This window comes from Maribacter sp. BPC-D8 (genome assembly GCF_035207705.1).
GTDB lineage: Bacteria > Bacteroidota > Bacteroidia > Flavobacteriales > Flavobacteriaceae > Maribacter.
Genome location: NZ_CP128187.1, coordinates 3,571,723 through 3,591,138 on the forward strand (window position 1 = coordinate 3,571,723; position 19,416 = coordinate 3,591,138).

Consider the following 19,416-nt stretch of genomic DNA (forward strand, 5'->3'; position numbering starts at 1 on the left):
TAAAACTTCTTAAAATTGTGGTGAACCTAGACAAGTTAGAACATCAAACTAAAGAATAAAAGTTATTAGCATTCTCATTTCCCAAAAAAAGGCAAAAAAAAAGAGCGACTTAATAAGTCGCTCTTTTATAATTTTTTTAAAGTAATTTATAACATAAATAACTTTTTGGTAAGTCTTAGAAATCCACTAAAGAAGTCATTTCTATATACTTGAATTTTATGTTCGTTTGCTGTGTGATTAATTTGAGAATTCATGACGGTTAAGCAATTAATAGGTTATGGGTTTCATTGAGGTCTAAAGATACATCTGTTGTTCTCAAACATGACAATAAATGTTGTGTACTGAATATAACCTGTTGTGAAAAATATAAAAAGCTTATTTCATCGATGATTTACCCAACCCTACTAAACATTCATCTCTGCAACTTCTCCTCTAATTATCAGATTACCTTCAGTAGCAGCTTTAATATCTTCTACAGATACACCAGGCGCTCTTTCTAACAGCAAAAAACCTTCTTCTACCACCGCAAGTACTGCCAAATTAGTTACTATCTTCTTAACACAACCTACCCCTGTTAAAGGGAGACTACATTTCTTTAATAGTTTAGACTCACCTGCTCTATTGGTATGCATCATAGCAACGATGATATTCTCTGCCGATGCTACAAGATCCATAGCACCACCCATACCTTTAACCATTTTACCCGGAATTTTCCAGTTGGCTATATCACCATTTTCAGCAACTTCCATAGCACCAAGTATAGTAAGGTCTACATGTTTACCTCTAATCATAGCAAAACTCGTTGCAGAGTCAAAATAAGATGCACCAGGTAGCGCGGTAATAGTTTGCTTACCGGCATTTATTAAATCTGCGTCTTCTTCCCCTTCAAAAGGAAATGGACCCATACCAAGAATTCCGTTTTCACTTTGAAACTCTACACTAATATCATCACGAACATAATTAGCAACTAGCGTAGGAATACCAATACCTAAATTTACATAATAACCGTCTTCCACTTCTTGTGCAATTCTCTTTGCAATTCCGTTTTTATCTAACATGCTCTTATTTTTGACGTACCGTTCTTTGTTCTATTCTTTTCTCGTAATCTTTTCCTTGGAAAATTCGCTGCACGAATATTCCTGGAATATGTATTTGATTTGGATCTAATTCTCCTTCAGGTACTAGTTCTTCAACCTCAGCTACAGTAATTGTTGCCGCACCACACATACACGGATTAAAATTTCGTGCGGTCCCCTTAAATATTAAGTTACCAGCAGCATCACCTTTCCAAGCTTTAACAAATGCAAAATCTGCCTTAAAAGCTTCTTCTAATATGTACATTTTACCATTGAATTCGCGTACTTCTTTTCCTTCAGCTACTTCGGTTCCATACCCAGCCGGAGTGAAAAAAGCAGGAAAACCAGCTTGTGCAGCTCTACATTTTTCAGCCAATGTACCTTGTGGTGTTAGCTCAACATCTAACTCTCCACTTAACATCTGTCGCTCAAATTCATCATTCTCGCCAACATAAGAAGAGATCATTTTTTTAATTTGATGTTGCTGCAACAATAATCCCAAGCCAAAATCATCAACTCCCGCATTATTAGAAATACAAGTGATGTCTTTTACACCTAATTTGACCAATTCACTTATCGCATTTTCAGGTATACCACAAAGTCCGAATCCCCCTAACATAAAGGTCATTCCGTCTTTTACTCCTGCTAATGCATCGGTTACGTTTGCTACTGTTTTACGTATCATTTTTTATTAAATTATCTAGTCACTAAATTACCCATTTAAAATGGATAAAATAAAAAAAGGTCTTGGTTTGCACCAAGACCTTTTCATTATTACAATAGAATATGCCTAGAAATCTAAATCTTCTAGATCATCTTCAATATCATTATCTTCTTTAATATCGGCTGCAAACTCATCGCAATTAATTTGTATAGACATATTGCTTGGCCTCTCAAAATCTTCTTTAGAAATACCTAACTCCTCATCAGCATAATTCTTGGTCATATACAAGCCCCAAATTGGCAATGCCATTGAAGCGCCTTGACCGTAGGTAATACTTTTAAAGTGAACCGCTCTTTCTTCACCACCTACCCAAACACCCGTAACTAGATTAGGAACCATACCCATAAACCAACCATCACTATTATTTTGTGTAGTACCTGTTTTACCTGCAATAGGATTCGTTAATTTATAAGGATACCCAGTAATAATTTCATCATACTCTTTTCTCCACTTATTATAACCAGTTGTACGTAAACGTGTACCAGAACCACCTTGAGTAACACCTTTCATTAAATCTAAAATAGCGTATGAAACATCTTTACTCAACACATCTTTAGTTTCAGGAACGTATTCGTATAAAACGGTACCATCTTTATTTTCTATACGGGTTACCATAACTGGTTTTACATATACCCCTTGGTTAGCAAAAGCACCATAAGCTCCTACCATCTCGTATACATTTACATCTACAGTACCTAAAGCAATTGCGGGTACTTCTAGAATATCTCCGCTCAAACCTAAGTTACGCACCATACTAACCACAGATTTCGGACCTACCTCATCTATTAATTGTGCAGTTATAGTATTTATAGAATTTGCCAATGCCTTTTTTAAAGTATAGCTATTACCCGAATATTTAAGATTAGAATTTCTTGGGCACCATGGTTCCATATTACCATGCTTACCCGCTTCAATACAGTATTGCGTATCTGGGCGAGTTTCACAAGGTGATAGTCGTAATTGATCTATTGCTGCTGCATAAACAAAAGGTTTAAAAGTAGAACCTGCCTGTCTTGACCCCATAATAACATTATCATACTGAAAATGCTTATAATTGATACCACCGACCCATGCCTTAACATGACCTGTTTGTGGCTCCATAGACATCATTGCAGTTCTTAAAAAAGTCTTGTAATAACGAATAGAATCTCTTGGTGTAAGAATGGTATCTTTTTCTTTAGTCGGACTTTTCCAATCAAAAACCGTCATTTCGGTCTTTTTATCAAACGACTCGCGAATCTCTTTTTCAGATTTTCCGGAAGCCTTCATGATTTTCCAACGATCAGAATTCTTCATGGCACGTTCCATAATACCCTTCGTTTCCTCTGGAGTAATATCTAAGAAAGGTGCTGTCTTATTTCTATCTGGTGTATTTTGATGAAAAAATTCCGCTTGTAATTTTGTCATGTGCTCATTGACTGCTTCTTCTGCATTAGCCTGCATTTTAGAGTCAATGGTAGTGTAGATTTTCAGTCCGTCTAAATACAGATTATACTTATCTGGCTCATCACCTATCGCAGGTTTTGGGTTCTTATTTATCCAACCCTTCATAAAACGTTGCAAATACATTCTAAAGTAAGTTGCTAAACCAACACTATGCGTTTCTGGATTATAATTGATATCCATCTTCATGGCCTGTAGGGAATCTTTCTCTACTTCAGAGATGAAATCGTATTTAGCCATTTGAGCTAAAACCACATCTCTACGTTTCTTCACCATTTCTTCCCTACGCATAGGATTAAAAAGTGATGAGTTTTTGAACATACCTACCAACATGGCAGACTCTTCGACTTTAAGGTCTTTTGGTTCTTTACCAAAATAAATACGAGCAGCAGAACGAATACCATCGGCATTATTACCAAAATCATAGATATTAAAGTACATACTAATGATTTCTTCTTTAGTATAGCTACGCTCTAATCTTATTGCTAAGACCCATTCCTTTATTTTTTGCTGAATAGTTTCTAACTTATTTCTAGAACGAACCCCTACAAAAAGTTGACGTGCCAGTTGCTGAGAAATGGTACTGGCCCCACCTTTACTACCTAAATATGCGAATGCCCTAACAGTACCTCTGGCATCAATACCTGAATGATCTTTAAAACGCGCATCTTCAGTTGCTATTAAAGCATTTACCAAGTTATCTGGTAATTCTTCGAACTTTACATCGGTACGGTTATCATCTAAATAGAATTTACCCAACAAGTTACCATCAGAAGAGATGATTTGTGAGGCTAAATTTGTCTGCGGATTTTCTAAATACTCGTAAGAAGGCAGTTCGCCGAAAAGTCCCCAAGAAGCGGATAGGAAAATTAATGCCACAATAGCAATACCTGACCCAAACAAAATCCAAAACCATAATATGAATTTCGAAAAACTATTCGTTGTTTTTTTCTTTACCTCTTTTGCCATTGTTTACGGGGTGCTTTTTGTTACTTCTATACCTACATCGGTAATACCTTCTAGCCCAATTATACCAGAAACATTACCATTTTTACGCATCGCCTGCGATACCTCTATAGTATATACGCCAGAAGATGAAAAAACGATTTTTTCTTTATACCATAATTTATTTTCTTTGATGCTACCATTACCCTTGCCTAGCCAAGTGCCATCTGGTAACGACATCGCATACTCTAAAGTGTCTTTGGTTACTTCGCCCTCAGGCGTAGTCAATGCTGCAATAATAAATAGATTGCTATAAGGAAAAGTATTGTCATTGCGAACGTTGATGAAAATATCATGAGCCGCAATAGTATCCATTTTAGAAAGTGAAAATTCCAGCACATTATCTTTGTTCCAAACACCGTCTTCTAGAGTTCGGTACTCGGTTTTGATAATATTGCTGTCACAAGAAGCAAAGAGCACTAGTGCTAAAAAACAACAAGATATACTACGCATCTTTCTTCTGATTTCTATTACGATTGCTGTTCTTGTTCTTATTTCGGTTGCGGTTTTTGTTCTTATTCCTATTTTTATTATTGTTTCCGCCACCTTTTGGTCTATCGAAACGTGTAAGGCTATCTTGCCCTACTACATTTTCGAAAACTACTTTTTCTTCAACGGCAATTTCCATTGCGTACATCTCCAAACTAGCTACTTTCTCTTTATTTTTATTCTTCTCTAAAATTTCGTTAACCTGATCTTTAGAAAGCACATGCCAATTAGCAGGATCATCTCTATATGAAAACCATAGCATTTCTTTAAAAATATCAGTTTTCTGACAGAAAGCGAGTCCTTTTTCAGTAGACAATTTTGTGTCTTGAGCAGGAAAATCTTTAAGAGCATCTACATAGACGTCTAGCTCATAATTCAAACAACACTTCAATTTACCACATTGACCTGCAAGCTTTTGCGGATTCAATGATAATTGTTGGTAACGTGCTGCAGAAGTACTTACAGACCTAAAATCTGTTAACCATGTTGAACAACACAACTCTCTACCACAAGATCCGATACCGCCAAGCCTTTGTGCTTCTTGACGATACCCAATTTGACGCATTTCGATACGAATACCGAACGCCTTTGCCATGTCTTTTATCAACTGACGAAAATCTACACGTTCATCGGCTGTATAGTAAAAAGTAGCTTTAGACCCATCACCTTGAAACTCTACATCAGAGATCTTCATTTGAAGCTTTAAAATAATAGCGATTTCACGCGCTCTTTTCTTAATTTCTTCTTCTCGATCTCTACATTTTTGCCAAATATCTATATCTTTCTGACTCGCTTTTCTGTAAACTTTCGGAGCTTCTTCTTCAGTAAAAGATACCTTCTTTCGCTTCATTTGCACACGCACAAGTTCACCAGTTAAGGTAACCATACCTATGTCATGACCTGAAAGTGCTTGTGTGGCAACTATATCGCCAATGGAAAGTGAAAGATTCTCTGTGTTCTGAAAAAATTCTTTTCTACTATTTTTAAATCGAACTTCAACAAAATCGAATGGTCGTTCCCCATTAGGGAGCGACATATTTGAAAGCCAGTCAAAGACTGTCAGTTTATTGCAACCATCTGTACCGCAAGTACCGTTATTCTTGCATCCCTTTGGTTGTCCATCCTTACCGGTAGAACAACTACTACAACTCATATTATATATATTGGTTTGGTCGAATTATATAAAATTCACCAAAAAAGGTTCATAAAAAACTTATAGGTAAAGATACAGTTTTTTTAATGTGAAATAAAAGTGAAATTAGCGGTGAAGGTTTTAAATAGCGACTTTACCAATAACCTAAGAGCATTTTAAAAACATAAAAAGGCAACGAAAAACGTTGCCTTTTTATAATGTATCGTATAGTTTAATGACTTAAACCTTATGGAATCTTAAAGCCTACTTTTTAAACTTCAGCACTTCTGATCGGCCTTTTTTAAATATCTTATTGCTTACAACCTTACCTTTTCTCAACGCTTTTTGTTCTTCAAAAGGTAATTCATGCACTTCTTTACAACCGTCTGAACAGCAATTATTCATTTTTTCTGCACAAGATGGGCATTGAATAAATAATAAATGACAAGCTTCATTAGCACAATTTACATGTTCATCGCAAGACTCGCCACATTGATGGCAGTTGGCAATAACGTCATCACTAATACGCTCTCCCCTTCTGTGATCAAAAACAAAATTCTTACCCTTGAATTTATTTTCAAGATAGTTTTTCTCTACTTGTCGGGTGTATTCAATGATTCCGCCTTCTAGTTGATATACCTGCTCAAAACCTTTGTGCTTGTAATAAGCACTGGCTTTTTCGCAACGAATTCCGCCAGTACAATACATTACCAGTTTCTTATCCTTTTTATGATCTGCTAAATCGCGTTCAATAATATCTAATGAATCTCTAAACGTATCAACATCGGGTGTTACGGCATTTTTAAAGTGCCCTATTTCACTTTCATAATGGTTTCGCATATCTACCAAAACCGTATCTGGATCTTCAATAAGTTCATTGAACCGTTCTGCACCTACGTGAATACCTTTATTGGTGACATCAAAAGAATTATCTTCTAATCCGTCAGCTACAATCTTATTTCTGACTTTCACTTTTAACTTTAAAAAAGAAAGGTTGTCTTGTTCAATGGCAATATTGAGTCGCACATTCTCTAGAAAAGAAATACTATCTAGATGTTCTTTAAAAACATTGAAGTTTTCAGCTGGCACAGAAAGCTGAGCATTTATACCCTCGTGGGCAACATAAATTCGCCCAAGAACATCCATATCGTTCCAGTTGATAAAAAGGTGGTTTCTAAAAATGTTGGTATTACCAATGTGTGCATAGGTATAGAAAGAGATAGTAAGGCGTTCCTTACCCGCTTCTTCAATTAAAGCTGCTCTTTCTATTGCACTTAACGTATTGTACAGTTGCATGCTATACTAATAATTTAAGTCTGCCAACAGGCAGAAGGTTTATAGAAAAATTTTAAAGGGCAAAAATAACTATAATATTGAAAAATGCACCTATTTTATTAAGCTTAACCACTTTACTTCATAAAAAAAGAGCCTTGCTTATTACAAGACTCTTTATCGACTATTCCATTTTTTTCTTTTTCATAGCATTCTTAAAGAATAGAAAAAGGATATAGCCACCTATAATCGCCGACACTAAAAACAGCGATTTATAACCAATGAAGTAACTTCTATTTTATAAAAGATAGTAATTGCCTAAAATGGTTGCGTAATCGATTCAATATTATTCAAATCAAAAAAGATTTGGTAATTTAGCTTTCCAAAAAAATAGAAAATGAGTTCTGAAAAAGAAGCAAAATTAAAAGCATTAAAGTTGACCCTTGACAAAATGGATAAGACCTATGGTAAGGGCGCTGTAATGAAATTGGGAGATAGTGTTGTTGCAGATGTTGAAGTGATACCTTCTGGCTCATTAGGTTTAGATATTGCCTTAGGCGTAGGGGGTTACCCAAGAGGTCGTGTAGTTGAAATATACGGACCAGAATCTTCAGGTAAAACAACCTTGACTTTACACGCTATAGCAGAAGCACAAAAAAAAGGAGGTATTGCTGCATTTATTGATGCTGAGCATGCTTTTGACCGTTTTTACGCTCAAAAACTTGGTGTTGATATAGATAACCTAATTATTTCTCAACCAGATAACGGTGAGCAAGGATTAGAGATTGCAGATAACTTAATTCGTTCTGGAGCAATCGATATTGTAGTAATAGATTCAGTTGCAGCATTGACACCAAAAAGTGAAATTGAAGGTGAAATGGGAGATTCTAAAATGGGACTTCACGCACGTTTAATGTCACAAGCACTTAGAAAACTAACCGGTTCTATCAGTAAAACAAATTGTACTGTTATATTCATTAACCAATTACGTGAAAAAATTGGTGTAATGTTCGGTAACCCAGAAACTACTACCGGTGGTAATGCACTTAAATTTTACGCATCTGTTCGTTTAGATATTAGAAGATCTACACAAATAAAAGATACCGATGGTAATGTTCAAGGTAACAAGACCAGAGTTAAAGTTGTTAAGAATAAAGTTGCACCACCTTTCCGTACCACTGAATTTGATATTATGTATGGTGAAGGTATTTCTAAAGTTGGTGAAGTTATCGACCTAGGGGTTGAATACGAAATTATAAAAAAGAGCGGATCATGGTTTAGCTATGGCGACACAAAATTAGGTCAAGGTCGTGATGCGGTTAAAAACATACTTTTAGATAATCCTGAATTATTTGAGGAATTAGATGGTAAAATTAGAGAAGCCATTGCAGCCTTAAATGCTTAAATTCAGTTTTATTTAAGTAAACATAAATGAATTAACGCAACCATTGTACTTGATTTTCATCCTATAGACAAAACAGTTATATGATGAGAAATAAGATGATGCTGTTGACCTTGGTCATAGCATTTATTTGCAATGGTTGTTCTATTGATGATGATGAAGCCAATTTCCATTTTACAGCATTGGAGATTGTCGATGCAGAAGTACCAGAATCTTTTATTCTTAATGAGACTTATAAGATTTCTGTAAATTATTTAAAACCCGATAGTTGTACATACTATGAAGGTTTTGACGTTGTTAAAGATTCCCTGACCACTAGAAGTGTTGTTGCCATTGGGGCAGTAAGAACTGATATTGATGATTGTATGGAAGAATTAATTCAAGAAACGGCGTCTTTCAACTTCCAGGTAATTTATACCGAACCCTATACATTTAAATTTTACAAAGGCGATAATAGCGACGGAGAAGCAGAATATATGGAAATTGTCGTTCCAGTAAACAACCCTTAAAACAACCAACCATTTGTGAGTCTAGAAGAACTCATACATAATTGCAAAAAAGGAGACCGTAAAGCACAGGAGCTACTATATAGAGCCTATGCCACAACTCTCTATGGTATATGCCTAAAATATTCCAAATCCAAATCGCAGGCAGAAGATACCCTACATGATAGTTTTATGACCATTTATGATAAAATAGGTCAGTTTAAAAACAAAGGTTCTTTTGAAGGTTGGATGAAAAGAATTACCGTGAATACTGCGCTGCAAAAATATAGAAAGCAAGAATACCTTAATGTAGTTACCGATAATACCGAAGAAGAAGTTACCGTAGATAACGTCTATGATGACATCAGCTTGCAAACGTTACTAAGCTACATTCAAGAATTACCTAATAAATACCGCGCTACATTTAATTTATATGTAATGGATGGCTACACACATAAAGAAATTAGTGAACTTTTAGGCACCACCATTGGTACCTCAAAATCTAATCTTGCTAGGGCACGCGCATTATTAAAAGAAAAAATAGAAACTAAGATCACGCAATCAATTGTAAGTATCTTAATTATAATATCAACACACTTTTTATAATCCTCGTGATTATAGATAGAAAAAGTACTAGATGCAGAAGAAGAATATAGACGAATTTTTCCGAGATAAGCTGTCGGATTTCAAGCAAACACCAGACAATAAAGTCTGGCGTGCGATTGATGCGTCATTGAACAAAAGAAAAAAGAAAAGGATCATACCTTTATGGTGGTCATTTGGGGGTATTGCTGCCGCTATAATGATTGGTTTATTAGTTTTTAATCCGTTTACAGAAGAACATACTACCAAGGAAATTCTGGTGGACACTGAAAATGAATCAAAAACCATCATTGATATACAACCAACTACCGAAACTGAAATTTTCATTGATTCCATAGACACGACTACCAATGCTGTGGTTGAACAAAATATAGCTAGTGACAGCGAAATAAACGGTACTGAAAACAAGGCACTGAACAATCAGCAAGAATCTAATAAGATTGCTGCTCAAAAGACTAAAAACAGTTACAACAAGAATATTGAACCTGAGAAAGATGCTATAGCTGAATACAATAAAAATGCTTCAGAAAATAGCAATTCTACGAATGAGGCCTTACTTGCACAAAATAGACTGACAAAAGGTGTTGGCTCTAGTGATTCAAAAAACACATCCATCAGCAATCAGAACACCGAAGAATCAATCGCTACCACAAACAAAGATTCAGATACTCATTTAGATTATAATCTTTCAAAATCAGAAAACACGATAGCTGAAAATAGCAATATTGAAGAAGTTACCGAAGAACTTGAATCGAACAAGAAATCTATTTTTGAGGAGATTGAAGATCAAGAAGAGCTAAAAAAGAAAAAGGTAGCTAGTAATAGATGGTCTGCTGGCCCAAATGTTGCACCCGTATATTTTAATGCCATTGGCGAAGGCTCTCCGGTAAATTCAATTTTTAGTCCTAATGCAAAATCAGGAAATGTAAATATGAGTTACGGAGTTTCGGTAGCATATGCAGTCACCAAAAAATTGACGATACGTTCGGGGATCAATAAGGTAGATTATGGTTATGACACTGAAGATGTTGCTTTTTCATCTTCCTCAATTCTTGCTTCTAATACTGGTCAATTAAGCACTATTGATTATGCAGAAACATCTAACACACTTACCATTTCGAGTAAAATAGTTACATCAGACAAATTCAGCACCATAAGTTCGGCTTTAGATGTTACAGCAAAAAGTCCATCAAGAGATGGCTATATGTCGCAACAGTTCGGTTATCTTGAATTACCTGTTGAATTAAATTACGCGCTTATAGATAAGAAATTCGGCATCAACCTTATTGGTGGTGTAAGCTCTTTATTTTTAATAGACAATGCCGTATCCTTGACTTCTGGTGAACTGACCACTGAAATAGGAGAGGCAAATAATATTAACGACCTAAATTTTAGCGCCAATATGGGTCTTGGACTTAATTACAACTTTTCTCAAAAAGTCAAGTTTAATATTGAGCCTATTTTTAAATACCAACTGAATACCTTTTCTGATGTAAATGGTACTTTTAGACCATATTCAGTTGGGGTTTATAGCGGACTTACTTTTCAGTTTTAAACCAAACTAGTTACAATAAATATGCAGGTCTAACTATTCTTAACCAAGTCATTAAGTATCGTTTCTCTAACACTTGTTCTAAGCTCTGCCGTATCTTCTGGTCGTATTGAATGGGTTTCAACAAATGAATGCACTTTAGCCCTGCATTTACCTGGTCCTCCACTTAAAAATGTAAAAGAGAATCTTTTCTTATTATCATAAAAGGTCATGGGTACTACTGGTATTTTATGGGCAATGGCCATTTTAAAAGCTCCATCTTTAAATTTATCTAACAATACATGTTCTTCTGGTACACCACCTTCAGGAAAAATACAAATACTTAACCCCTGTTGCAACCTTCTTTGAGCCCTTCTATACACACCAGTTCTACTTTGAGTATTGTCTCTATCTACCATTATACATACCCGTTTATAGAAGAATCCGAATAAAGGAATTTTAACTAACTCCTTCTTGCCTACAAATACAAAAGGATTTCTACTTACTACGAGCATCAACATAATATCTAACATACTCGTGTGGTTTGCCACCAACATATAACTCTTTACTTTCACTAAACGTTGTTCATATTTTATTTTCGGAAAGCAAAACATACCATACAGTATAAATCTAGCCCATAGGTTTCTGGCCATCCAAAAAAATTGCGGATACCACGCTTCTCTTGAGGCAAAAAGAACAAGGAATGGAAAAAAGAGTAGAATAGGAATGGCCACTAGAATATAAAACCAAATACGGTATATCGTTTGACCGGTTTGTTTAACCAATTTAAGCATAAATCAAAAGTAGTTATTTAGGATAGTTTTTTCGTATTTGTTTTACCTTTGCTTTTATACAAATTAAGATAATGGCAAGAATTTTAACAGGTATTCAAAGTACAGGAACACCACATTTAGGAAATATTCTAGGAGCGATAAAGCCTGCAATAGATATGGCCAACGACCCATCTAACGAATCTTTTCTTTTTATTGCAGACATGCATTCATTAACTCAGATTAAAAATGGTGCAGAACTACGTCATAACACCTATGCAGTTGCTGCAACTTGGCTTGCCTTTGGATTGGATATTGAAAATACCGTTTTTTATAGACAGAGCGATGTACCACAAACTACAGAGCTATCTTGGTACTTAAGCTGTTTTTTTCCGTACCAGCGTTTAACACTTGCTCATTCTTTTAAAGATAAGGCTGACAGATTAGACGATGTAAATGCCGGACTCTTCACCTACCCAATGCTAATGGCTGCAGATATTCTATTATATGATGCAGATATTGTACCTGTTGGTAAAGACCAAATGCAACACATAGAAATGACACGCGATGTTGCTTCTCGTTTTCATGCACAATTAGGTGAAACTTTTGTAATACCAGAAGGCAAGGTTCAAGAAGAAACTATGTACATACCAGGTACCGATGGTGCTAAAATGAGTAAGAGTAAGGGTAATTTAATTAGTCTTTTTCAGACGGATAAAAAATTACGTAAACAAATAATGGGAATACAAACAGATAGTATCCCTATGGAAGATCCAAAAGACCCTACAAATGATAATATATTCGGGCTATACAAACTACTAGCTAGCCAGCCTCAAATTGAAGAAATGAGCGCCAACTACCTAGCCGGAAATTATGGATACGGTCATGCAAAACAAGCCCTTTATGAAGTGATTGTAAATAAGTTTGAAGAACCTCGTGAGAAGTTCGAATACTACATGAACCACCTAAACGAGATTGATGATGCTTTGGCTTTAGGCGCTGAAAAAGCAAGAAAAGTAGCGGACGGCGTATTAGAAAGAGTTCGTGAAAAGTTGGGATATTAATTAATAACCCAGAAAACATATAAAATTGAAAAACCGACCTAGTGGTCGGTTTTTTGTTTTTATTAATTCACCTTCTGTCATTCATCTATCGATATTAAATTAGAAAATATCGATTAAGTGAGCATTTAATGATGGATTTTAAGCAACACGCATGAAAACCAACCGAGTGGTTTGTAAAATATCAGATTGCCTCAAACAATTTACCTGGCAAAGGCCGTATTACGCCTTTCATTTCCATATTCAATAAGGTAGAAGATGTTCTATAAATTGGCAGTTTACAATCTAAAGCTATACTATCTAGAATTTGCTTGCCGTTATTCTGTAAATAAGTGTAAATATTTTGTTCAATCTCATCTAATTCAATAAAAAGCTGTCTCTGAATGGTCTTATTTTGTTTCTCTGCTATATCCCAATCTAGCAGATAAATTAAATCTGCAGCGGAAGTCATTACATGTGCTTTTTGCTGCTTAATTAGATTATTGCAGCCCAAACTATATTTATCAGTTGTTCTACCAGGTACGGCAAAAACATCTCTATTATAACTATTGGCAATATCTGCGGTTACTAGGCTTCCGCCTTTTTCGGCAGATTCCACAACAACAGTAGCTTCACTTACGCCAGCAATTATTCGGTTTCGTTTTAAAAAGTTTTCGCGTTCGGGGTTACTGGTACTCCAGAATTCGGTGTAGAATCCACCATTCTTTAAAACATCAGCTTGATACTTGGCATGTACTTTTGGGTAAATTTGATTTAGACCGTGCGCTAAGCATCCTACAGTTTGCAAACCATGTTTTACGGCTTCCCGCTGAATACAAATATCTACTCCGTATGCAAAACCACTAATAATGACTGGATCTAGCGGAGCTACTTCCTCAATAAACTGTTCACAAAAAGCCATTCCGTAGCTCGTAATATTACGGGTACCCACAACACTAATCAATTTACGATTCTGTAAATCGATATTTCCTTTCTGAAATAAAAGAATAGGTCCGTCAATACAATGTTTTAAATATTTAGGATAATCTTCATCTAAAAAATAAGTGCAGCTAATATCGTTTTTGAGCACATAATTATATTCTGACTCGGCAGCTTCTAAATGTTCTAAGTCAAATAAATGTCTGATCGTATGGGCGCCGATACCATCGATTTTTAGAAGATTTTGCTTTTTATCTTCGAAAATAGCGGATGGACTCCCACAATGTGAAATTAATTTCTTCGCGAGGATATCTCCTATATTTGGAACATGTTGTAACCGAAGTATCGCAACAAGTTCATCAGCAGTATGTTGTGTAGTTTTCATTTCTTGTTCACAAATAAGGGAAAAAAATATGTTAATAAAAAGTTACCGAAGGTGTTTTTATACCTCTTTATTTTCTTCATATTTGTGATCCGATGGTTTTAGAACACTATATAAGCGATTTACTTTATAGGTACAACTGTGTTGTTGTTCCTGGATTTGGAGCATTCCTTACCCAAAAAAATTCTGCCAAAATAAACGTGGTTACCAATACGTTTAGCGCACCAAATAAATCTATTGTTTTCAATAGACAGCTAATCTCAAATGATGGGCTTTTGGTTTCTTATGTATCAAATGCAGAGAAGGTTTCTTATGAAACAGCATTGGTTGAAATTGAAAAACAAGTGAAAACTTGGCAAGAAGTCTTGATTCAAGAAACTTCTTTACACCTTAAAAATATCGGTTCTTTAGCTAGAAACCATGAAGACAAAATATTGTTTCAACCTGCAAATGAAACAAACTATTTAACCTCTTCATTCGGACTTTCTAATTTTAACTCTATACCTGTAACTAGAGAAATTTTAAAAGAAGAAGTTGTAGAAATAGAAGAAAAAACCCCGTTCGTTATTAGTCCTGAGCGTAGAGAAACTAAAGGTTTTAGACCTTATTTAAAATATGCTGCTATTCTAATGCTAGCATTTTCTACAGGCGTAACCGGTTATCGTGCATACCAACAAAAAAATACAAACGAACAAGTTGCAAGACAAGATGCTGAAGAGTTTGTAAACAAGCAAATACAAGAAGCTACCTTCTTCGACCTTTCGCCATTAGAATTACCAACGGTTACCGTTGAAGCTACTACAACTTCAAAACTAGCTATAAACAAAGATGAGGCAACGCACTTTATTGTTGCCGGCGCTTTTAGAGTTAGAGGTAATGCCGATAGAAAAATCGAACAGCTTAAGGCAAACGGTTTTAATGCAGGTTATTATGGCACGAATGCTTACGGACTTCACATGGTAACTTTTGATAGTTATACCAATGCAAACGATGCTTTAAAAGCATTGCGTGAAATTAAAAGTACGCAGTCTAAAGATGCTTGGTTATTAACCGAAAAATAAACCTACACACATTTTATTAGTACCCTTGATGCCCGTATCTTTGCGGAAAATTTCTAATTAATGGAAGCAAAGACTCCTGCAGCATCTCGTACAACAATGACCGATTTGGTGCTCCCAAGTGAGACCAACGCACTTCAAAATTTATTTGGGGGCGAACTATTGGCCCGTATGGATCGTGCAGCTAGTATTGCTGCCGGTAGACATAGCCGTAGAATTACTGTTACCGCTTCTGTAAACCATGTAGCTTTTAACTTGGCAATACCACTTGGTAGTGTAGTTACTGTCGAAGCAGCTGTTTCTAGAGCCTATAACACCTCTATGGAGGTCTATATAGATGTTTGGATAGAAGACCGCTACAGTGGCAAGAGTACTAAGGCAAATGAAGCTATTTATACCTTTGTAGCTGTTGATGAAACAGGCACGCCAACTGAAGTACCAGAATTAACGCCGGAAACTCCCCTAGAGATTACCCGTTTTGAAGGCGCACTTCGTAGAAAACAATTAAGTTTAGTATTGGCGGGTAAAATGACGCCTGACAATGCAACAGAACTTAAAGCTTTGTTTACGAAGTAAGAAGACTATTTCCTTTATTTTATAGTAATAATCACTATTGAGAATTATCATAAAAATGCAATCTAGGTGTAATGAAAAAATACTTTTATCCGCTTAGAATGTATTTAATGGCCGTAATGATGAATATATTTCCATTCATTCTTTTAGGATTTATAATTAAGCCAAAGGGGGAAGCTGGAATGTTTATTATCTTAACATTAATTGCAGCTGTGACATGGCTGATAGCGTATTTACCTTATGTATTTTTAAGTAGAATTAAAAGCAGAATTCTTGTTTTAATGACCTTCTTTTTACCATCCATTTTTATGTTTGGAATTACTAAAATTTGGACTCATTTTACAGCATTTCATTTTGATGAATTAATACGTTTTCTTTGGATACCATTAATTCTGAATTTGATAGTACAAGCTTTGTTTAGTTTTGGTTATAATAAATATATTCTAAGACATTAAAACAAAATCTTTAATTAGAAGAGAATAAATCTAATTCTTGCTTAGACTTAAAACCAACTTTTTTAAACGATTTAATCACGCTTAGCCAATTGTTAGCAAGTATTTAAATATGACAATACCTAAATCAATATTCCATACATTTTTATTCGCAATTGTTTTGGAATTGATAGGTATGTGGGTTCTTACTGGAATTCACTTTGACATTTTTGAGCTAATACTGAATTCTAAGTTCATTAATTCGCTGCCTCAGTTATTAATTGTTCTCTATTTTATATACAAAGTTAACGGACTGAATGGGTTAACAATATCTGAAACCGCACTTAAATTTTATCTTTTTGCATTACTACTAGGATTGTCCGCCGTATTCTTTCAGGAAATATTACAAATTCTTTATTACCATGAAATACCCGTCAACCTATTCCATTTTGAAATAGACTATAGCAAGCTAATGAAATTGAACTCGATTGCATCTATCCTAATCATTCCTTTTTCTGAGGAATTTTTCTTTAGAAACTATATACAAAAAGGGCTTCAAGAAAAATATTCGCCCATACTTTCGATTTTTATTACATCTTTTCTTTTCGGCATAATACATCTAACTGACTTCATCTACAATGATGGTATGTTAGAGCTCAATTTTTATAAGACTTTTGCGGCATTCTTTTTGGGAATCATAACTGGATTACTGTTTTTCAAATCAAAATCAGTAGGACCACCTATATTGCTTCATATTGTATGGAACCTGACAATTTATAGTACATTAACGTAAAACGACTTGGCAACAAAGCTTAAGCCTTATTCACAATTTTAAAAATTACTTTTACAAACATTTAATGGATAACTTAAAAATAAATCTTCTTGGAAAATCTACTGTTACGCGAAGAAAAGCAGCCATTGAAATTAAGAAAAATAAACTACCCGGATATGCTACTGAATTATTGGAAGCATTAAAAATGGAGTTTGATAAAAACCATAATGCTACTGAAATAGAAATCATCAAAGCTTTGGGTTATTTAGGTAATGAAAACGCAAAGTCCTACATAAAAGAAAACTATATTAATAATGATTTCTTTTTAGCAGATTCTTGCGCTGCTTATCTTAGAATAAATAGCACTATTTCAGATTTTATAGAAATTCTGAGTGAAGAAAATTATTCAAAATCGCGTGGGACTCTTGATGTATTAGGATACGATAAAATAATTCCAACTTTAGAAGAGCAAGATAAAATTATTACTAAATGTTGGAATTTAGGAATAAACAGAAGAAAAGAATTAGGAGACCCTAGATATGGGCTTGCTGCCGCCTGTGCAGGTTGGAAATCAAAAATGACCAAACCATTTCTTTTACATTGTCTAAATTCAGGCGATGTTCCTTTAATCTATGTTTCTGAAAATTCACTAAAAGGAAAATATGTTAGGTTGAGATAGCTCAAAGAATATCTTTTATCATTTAAGGTTCTCTTACCAACCACTTCTTACTAAATAGCCTCTCGGTATAAGTCTTTTTCCAATTCCGACTGCTTTAAATCTACTTTAAAAGTAAGGTCCATTTTACTCTCATTATTCCAAATATAAAGAGCAGCTAAACCAATGCTTCCTGTTATGAAAAAGGCGATGGAATAAACTTACTAATCCGCCGTAGGCTAAAGTCAAACATGTAGCCAAGAAAGTTATAGCTGCAAATATCCCAAACTGCCTTAAGGAAAAGCACTTTCAAGCACAGCTACGTTCTCTCAATATTTGTCTAATGAGCTAAGACACCAGTCCGTTTGGTTAGCAAAGAACTCCCTTAATAGTTATAAAAAACATATTAAAGACGATACACCCAATCTTCTGGGTTAAGACGTGAGGTATCTTGGTATAAGTAGAATTTTAATCGGGTTTGACCATTGTTCTTATTAGTATAAACAACACCAAGCTCTTCCTTACTAGTTACTTTATCTCCTTTTTTGACATATAGCTCAGAAAGGTTATAATAGGTACTAATGAAATTACCGTGTTTAATCTGCACCCCTTTATTACCACCTGGTACAGCCAAAATAGCAATGACTTCCCCTTCAAAAATGGCACGCGCTTTTGAGCCCTCATCAGTAGCAATGATTACTCCGTTACTTTGGTGCTTTATTCCCGGATAAACAGGATCGGCATAGACTCCGAATCCTTGACTTTTTATTCCCTTTTCTACAGGCCAAATTAATTTACCTTTATTTGCAGAAAAGTTATTTGCGATAACAGTAGCTTCCGGAGTTAACACGAACTTGCTAGAATTTTTGGTAGTACTTCCTGTTTTTTTATTGGAAGCAGCAATAGCACTTCTGATCAGTTTTTCAATTTGCTGATCTATTTTTCTAGATTCTTTCTTCTTCTTATCAATAGCACTGGTATACTTACTCTCATTCTTACGAATAGTACCTAATAATGCTTTTTGAGTCTGTATTTCACCAAATAATTGATTTTTCGCCTTTTTGTTTTGAGCCAGTAACACCTCTTTTACTTTACGCTCTTCATTCAAATCTGAATTTAAACGCGAAAGCTCTTCGGTTTTAGTCAATATCTGCGCTCCCTGCTCTTTTCTATAGTCAGTATATTGCTTCATATACTGAAGCCTTTTAAATCCCTGAAAGAAGCTTTCTGAAGACAACAAGAACATTAATCTATTCTGTTTTGATTTGTTCTGATATGACTTCTGAATCATTTTAGCATACTCGTCCTTTACCTCTTGCAGTTCGTTCTTTAGTTTACCTATATTTCTAATATTGGTATTGATTTGCCTGTTCAACAAATTTGATTGTTGATTGGTAACACGAATTAATTGTTGGCGTACGGTAATCTTTTTATCCAACGCCTCCATCTGATCCAAGACATTACCTTTCTCTTTTTTCTCGGCAAAAAGTAATCGGTTGATATCGCGTATTTCAGTTTGCAGCTGCTCGCGTTTTTCCTCTAAGGCTTTTTGCTCACTAGTTTGTGCAAAAGCGGATACCGTAGTGAACAACACTAATAGGAAAAGACCATATTTTAATTTGAACAACATCTGC

19 protein-coding genes are annotated in these 19,416 nt (G+C 35.0%); 10 read left to right on the forward strand and 9 right to left on the reverse strand.

The genetic code is table 11. From position 1 onward, the window contains the following. Nucleotides 1-404 precede the first annotated feature (404 nt). The 6 genes from QSV08_RS15680 to QSV08_RS15705 form a co-directional block, all read right to left on the reverse strand. Complete coding sequence (locus tag QSV08_RS15680) at nt 405-1,058, reverse strand: CoA transferase subunit B (RefSeq protein WP_324024664.1); 654 nt, start codon at nt 1,056-1,058, stop codon at nt 405-407. A gap of 4 nt (nt 1,059-1,062) precedes the next feature. Then, on the reverse strand, nt 1,063-1,761 hold the full coding sequence (locus tag QSV08_RS15685; RefSeq protein WP_299798695.1) for a CoA transferase subunit A: 699 nt from the start codon (nt 1,759-1,761) through the stop codon (nt 1,063-1,065). Nucleotides 1,762-1,866: 105 nt separating this feature from the next. After that, complete coding sequence (locus tag QSV08_RS15690; protein ID WP_324024665.1) at nt 1,867-4,212, reverse strand: transglycosylase domain-containing protein; 2,346 nt, start codon at nt 4,210-4,212, stop codon at nt 1,867-1,869. Between the two features lie 3 nt (nt 4,213-4,215). Further along, nucleotides 4,216-4,701, reverse strand: coding sequence for a gliding motility lipoprotein GldH (locus tag QSV08_RS15695; RefSeq protein WP_324024666.1), 486 nt, complete (start codon nt 4,699-4,701; stop codon nt 4,216-4,218). Beyond that, nucleotides 4,694-5,890 carry a PSP1 domain-containing protein gene (locus QSV08_RS15700; RefSeq protein WP_324024667.1) on the reverse strand — a complete coding sequence of 399 codons (1,197 nt, stop codon included), beginning with the start codon at nt 5,888-5,890 and terminating at the stop codon, nt 4,694-4,696. The genes QSV08_RS15695 and QSV08_RS15700 overlap by 8 nt, the downstream gene beginning before the upstream one ends. Nucleotides 5,891-6,133: 243 nt before the next feature. Next, nucleotides 6,134-7,165 carry a rhodanese-related sulfurtransferase gene (locus tag QSV08_RS15705; protein WP_324024668.1) on the reverse strand — a complete coding sequence of 344 codons (1,032 nt, stop codon included), beginning with the start codon at nt 7,163-7,165 and terminating at the stop codon, nt 6,134-6,136. Between the two features lie 373 nt (nt 7,166-7,538). Between QSV08_RS15705 and recA the strand changes: the two genes are divergently transcribed. The 4 genes from recA (at nt 7,539) to QSV08_RS15725 (ending at nt 11,186) form a co-directional block, all read left to right on the forward strand. Next, complete coding sequence (gene recA / locus QSV08_RS15710; RefSeq protein WP_282048826.1) at nt 7,539-8,546, forward strand: recombinase RecA; 1,008 nt, start codon at nt 7,539-7,541, stop codon at nt 8,544-8,546. Nucleotides 8,547-8,626: 80 nt separating this feature from the next. Then, nucleotides 8,627-9,052 (forward strand): hypothetical protein, encoded by a 426-nt coding sequence (locus QSV08_RS15715; protein WP_324024669.1) that lies wholly within the window; start codon nt 8,627-8,629, stop codon nt 9,050-9,052. 15 nt (nt 9,053-9,067) lie between these two features. Continuing rightward, nucleotides 9,068-9,634, forward strand: coding sequence for an RNA polymerase sigma factor (locus tag QSV08_RS15720; protein WP_133685886.1), 567 nt, complete (start codon nt 9,068-9,070; stop codon nt 9,632-9,634). Between the two features lie 31 nt (nt 9,635-9,665). After that, a complete protein-coding gene (locus QSV08_RS15725) occupies nt 9,666-11,186 on the forward strand; it encodes an outer membrane beta-barrel protein (RefSeq protein ID WP_324024670.1) in 1,521 nt (506 codons plus the stop codon). Between the two features lie 29 nt (nt 11,187-11,215). Here the strand turns inward: QSV08_RS15725 and QSV08_RS15730 are convergent, their stop codons facing one another. Then, a complete protein-coding gene (locus QSV08_RS15730; protein ID WP_324024671.1) occupies nt 11,216-11,956 on the reverse strand; it encodes a lysophospholipid acyltransferase family protein in 741 nt (246 codons plus the stop codon). Between the two features lie 71 nt (nt 11,957-12,027). On the opposite strand from QSV08_RS15730, the gene trpS reads away from it, so the two are divergent. Beyond that, nucleotides 12,028-12,996, forward strand: coding sequence for a tryptophan--tRNA ligase (gene trpS / locus QSV08_RS15735; RefSeq protein WP_324024672.1), 969 nt, complete (start codon nt 12,028-12,030; stop codon nt 12,994-12,996). A gap of 181 nt (nt 12,997-13,177) precedes the next feature. Here trpS and dprA read toward each other — a convergent pair whose 3' ends face one another. Then, on the reverse strand, nt 13,178-14,296 hold the full coding sequence (dprA, locus tag QSV08_RS15740; RefSeq protein ID WP_324024673.1) for a DNA-processing protein DprA: 1,119 nt from the start codon (nt 14,294-14,296) through the stop codon (nt 13,178-13,180). Nucleotides 14,297-14,388: 92 nt separating this feature from the next. Here dprA and QSV08_RS15745 point away from each other — a divergent pair, with 92 nt between their 5' ends. The 5 genes from QSV08_RS15745 (at nt 14,389) to QSV08_RS15760 (ending at nt 17,806) form a co-directional block, all read left to right on the forward strand. Beyond that, nucleotides 14,389-15,354, forward strand: a complete 966-nt coding sequence (locus QSV08_RS15745; RefSeq protein WP_324024674.1) for an SPOR domain-containing protein — start codon at nt 14,389-14,391, stop codon at nt 15,352-15,354. 60 nt (nt 15,355-15,414) lie between these two features. Then, nucleotides 15,415-15,927, forward strand: coding sequence for an acyl-CoA thioesterase (locus tag QSV08_RS15750; protein WP_324024675.1), 513 nt, complete (start codon nt 15,415-15,417; stop codon nt 15,925-15,927). A 71-nt stretch (nt 15,928-15,998) separates the two neighbouring features. Next, nucleotides 15,999-16,379, forward strand: coding sequence for a hypothetical protein (locus QSV08_RS15755; protein ID WP_324024676.1), 381 nt, complete (start codon nt 15,999-16,001; stop codon nt 16,377-16,379). A 448-nt stretch (nt 16,380-16,827) separates the two neighbouring features. After that, nucleotides 16,828-17,148, forward strand: a complete 321-nt coding sequence (locus tag QSV08_RS20845) for a CPBP family intramembrane glutamic endopeptidase (protein WP_416382063.1) — start codon at nt 16,828-16,830, stop codon at nt 17,146-17,148. Between the two features lie 64 nt (nt 17,149-17,212). Next, the gene (locus QSV08_RS15760) at nt 17,213-17,806 is read left to right on the forward strand and encodes a hypothetical protein (RefSeq protein WP_324024677.1); all 594 of its coding nucleotides are present in this window, start codon (nt 17,213-17,215) and stop codon (nt 17,804-17,806) included. A gap of 382 nt (nt 17,807-18,188) precedes the next feature. On the opposite strand, the gene QSV08_RS15765 is transcribed toward QSV08_RS15760, so the two are convergent. Continuing rightward, complete coding sequence (locus QSV08_RS15765; protein WP_324024678.1) at nt 18,189-19,412, reverse strand: murein hydrolase activator EnvC family protein; 1,224 nt, start codon at nt 19,410-19,412, stop codon at nt 18,189-18,191. Nucleotides 19,413-19,416 lie beyond the last annotated feature (4 nt).

Excerpts from the sequence above, each read along its gene's own strand:
- QSV08_RS15690 (WP_324024665.1), bottom strand. The coding sequence starts at position 4,212 with ATGGCAAAAGAGGTAAAGAAAAAAACAACGAATAGTTTTTCGAAATTC.
- QSV08_RS20845 (WP_416382063.1), top strand. The coding sequence starts at position 16,828 with ATGAAATTGAACTCGATTGCATCTATCCTAATCATTCCTTTTTCTGAG.
- dprA (WP_324024673.1), bottom strand. The coding sequence starts at position 14,296 with ATGAAAACTACACAACATACTGCTGATGAACTTGTTGCGATACTTCGG.
- recA (WP_282048826.1), top strand. The coding sequence starts at position 7,539 with ATGAGTTCTGAAAAAGAAGCAAAATTAAAAGCATTAAAGTTGACCCTT.
- QSV08_RS15680 (WP_324024664.1), bottom strand. The coding sequence starts at position 1,058 with ATGTTAGATAAAAACGGAATTGCAAAGAGAATTGCACAAGAAGTGGAA.
- QSV08_RS15700 (WP_324024667.1), bottom strand. The coding sequence starts at position 5,890 with ATGAGTTGTAGTAGTTGTTCTACCGGTAAGGATGGACAACCAAAGGGA.
- QSV08_RS15685 (WP_299798695.1), bottom strand. The coding sequence starts at position 1,761 with ATGATACGTAAAACAGTAGCAAACGTAACCGATGCATTAGCAGGAGTA.
- QSV08_RS15760 (WP_324024677.1), top strand. The coding sequence starts at position 17,213 with ATGGATAACTTAAAAATAAATCTTCTTGGAAAATCTACTGTTACGCGA.
- QSV08_RS15765 (WP_324024678.1), bottom strand. The coding sequence starts at position 19,412 with ATGTTGTTCAAATTAAAATATGGTCTTTTCCTATTAGTGTTGTTCACT.
- trpS (WP_324024672.1), top strand. The coding sequence starts at position 12,028 with ATGGCAAGAATTTTAACAGGTATTCAAAGTACAGGAACACCACATTTA.
- QSV08_RS15695 (WP_324024666.1), bottom strand. The coding sequence starts at position 4,701 with ATGCGTAGTATATCTTGTTGTTTTTTAGCACTAGTGCTCTTTGCTTCT.
- QSV08_RS15750 (WP_324024675.1), top strand. The coding sequence starts at position 15,415 with ATGGAAGCAAAGACTCCTGCAGCATCTCGTACAACAATGACCGATTTG.
- QSV08_RS15715 (WP_324024669.1), top strand. The coding sequence starts at position 8,627 with ATGATGAGAAATAAGATGATGCTGTTGACCTTGGTCATAGCATTTATT.
- QSV08_RS15755 (WP_324024676.1), top strand. The coding sequence starts at position 15,999 with ATGAAAAAATACTTTTATCCGCTTAGAATGTATTTAATGGCCGTAATG.
- QSV08_RS15705 (WP_324024668.1), bottom strand. The coding sequence starts at position 7,165 with ATGCAACTGTACAATACGTTAAGTGCAATAGAAAGAGCAGCTTTAATT.
- QSV08_RS15745 (WP_324024674.1), top strand. The coding sequence starts at position 14,389 with ATGGTTTTAGAACACTATATAAGCGATTTACTTTATAGGTACAACTGT.
- QSV08_RS15725 (WP_324024670.1), top strand. The coding sequence starts at position 9,666 with ATGCAGAAGAAGAATATAGACGAATTTTTCCGAGATAAGCTGTCGGAT.
- QSV08_RS15730 (WP_324024671.1), bottom strand. The coding sequence starts at position 11,956 with ATGCTTAAATTGGTTAAACAAACCGGTCAAACGATATACCGTATTTGG.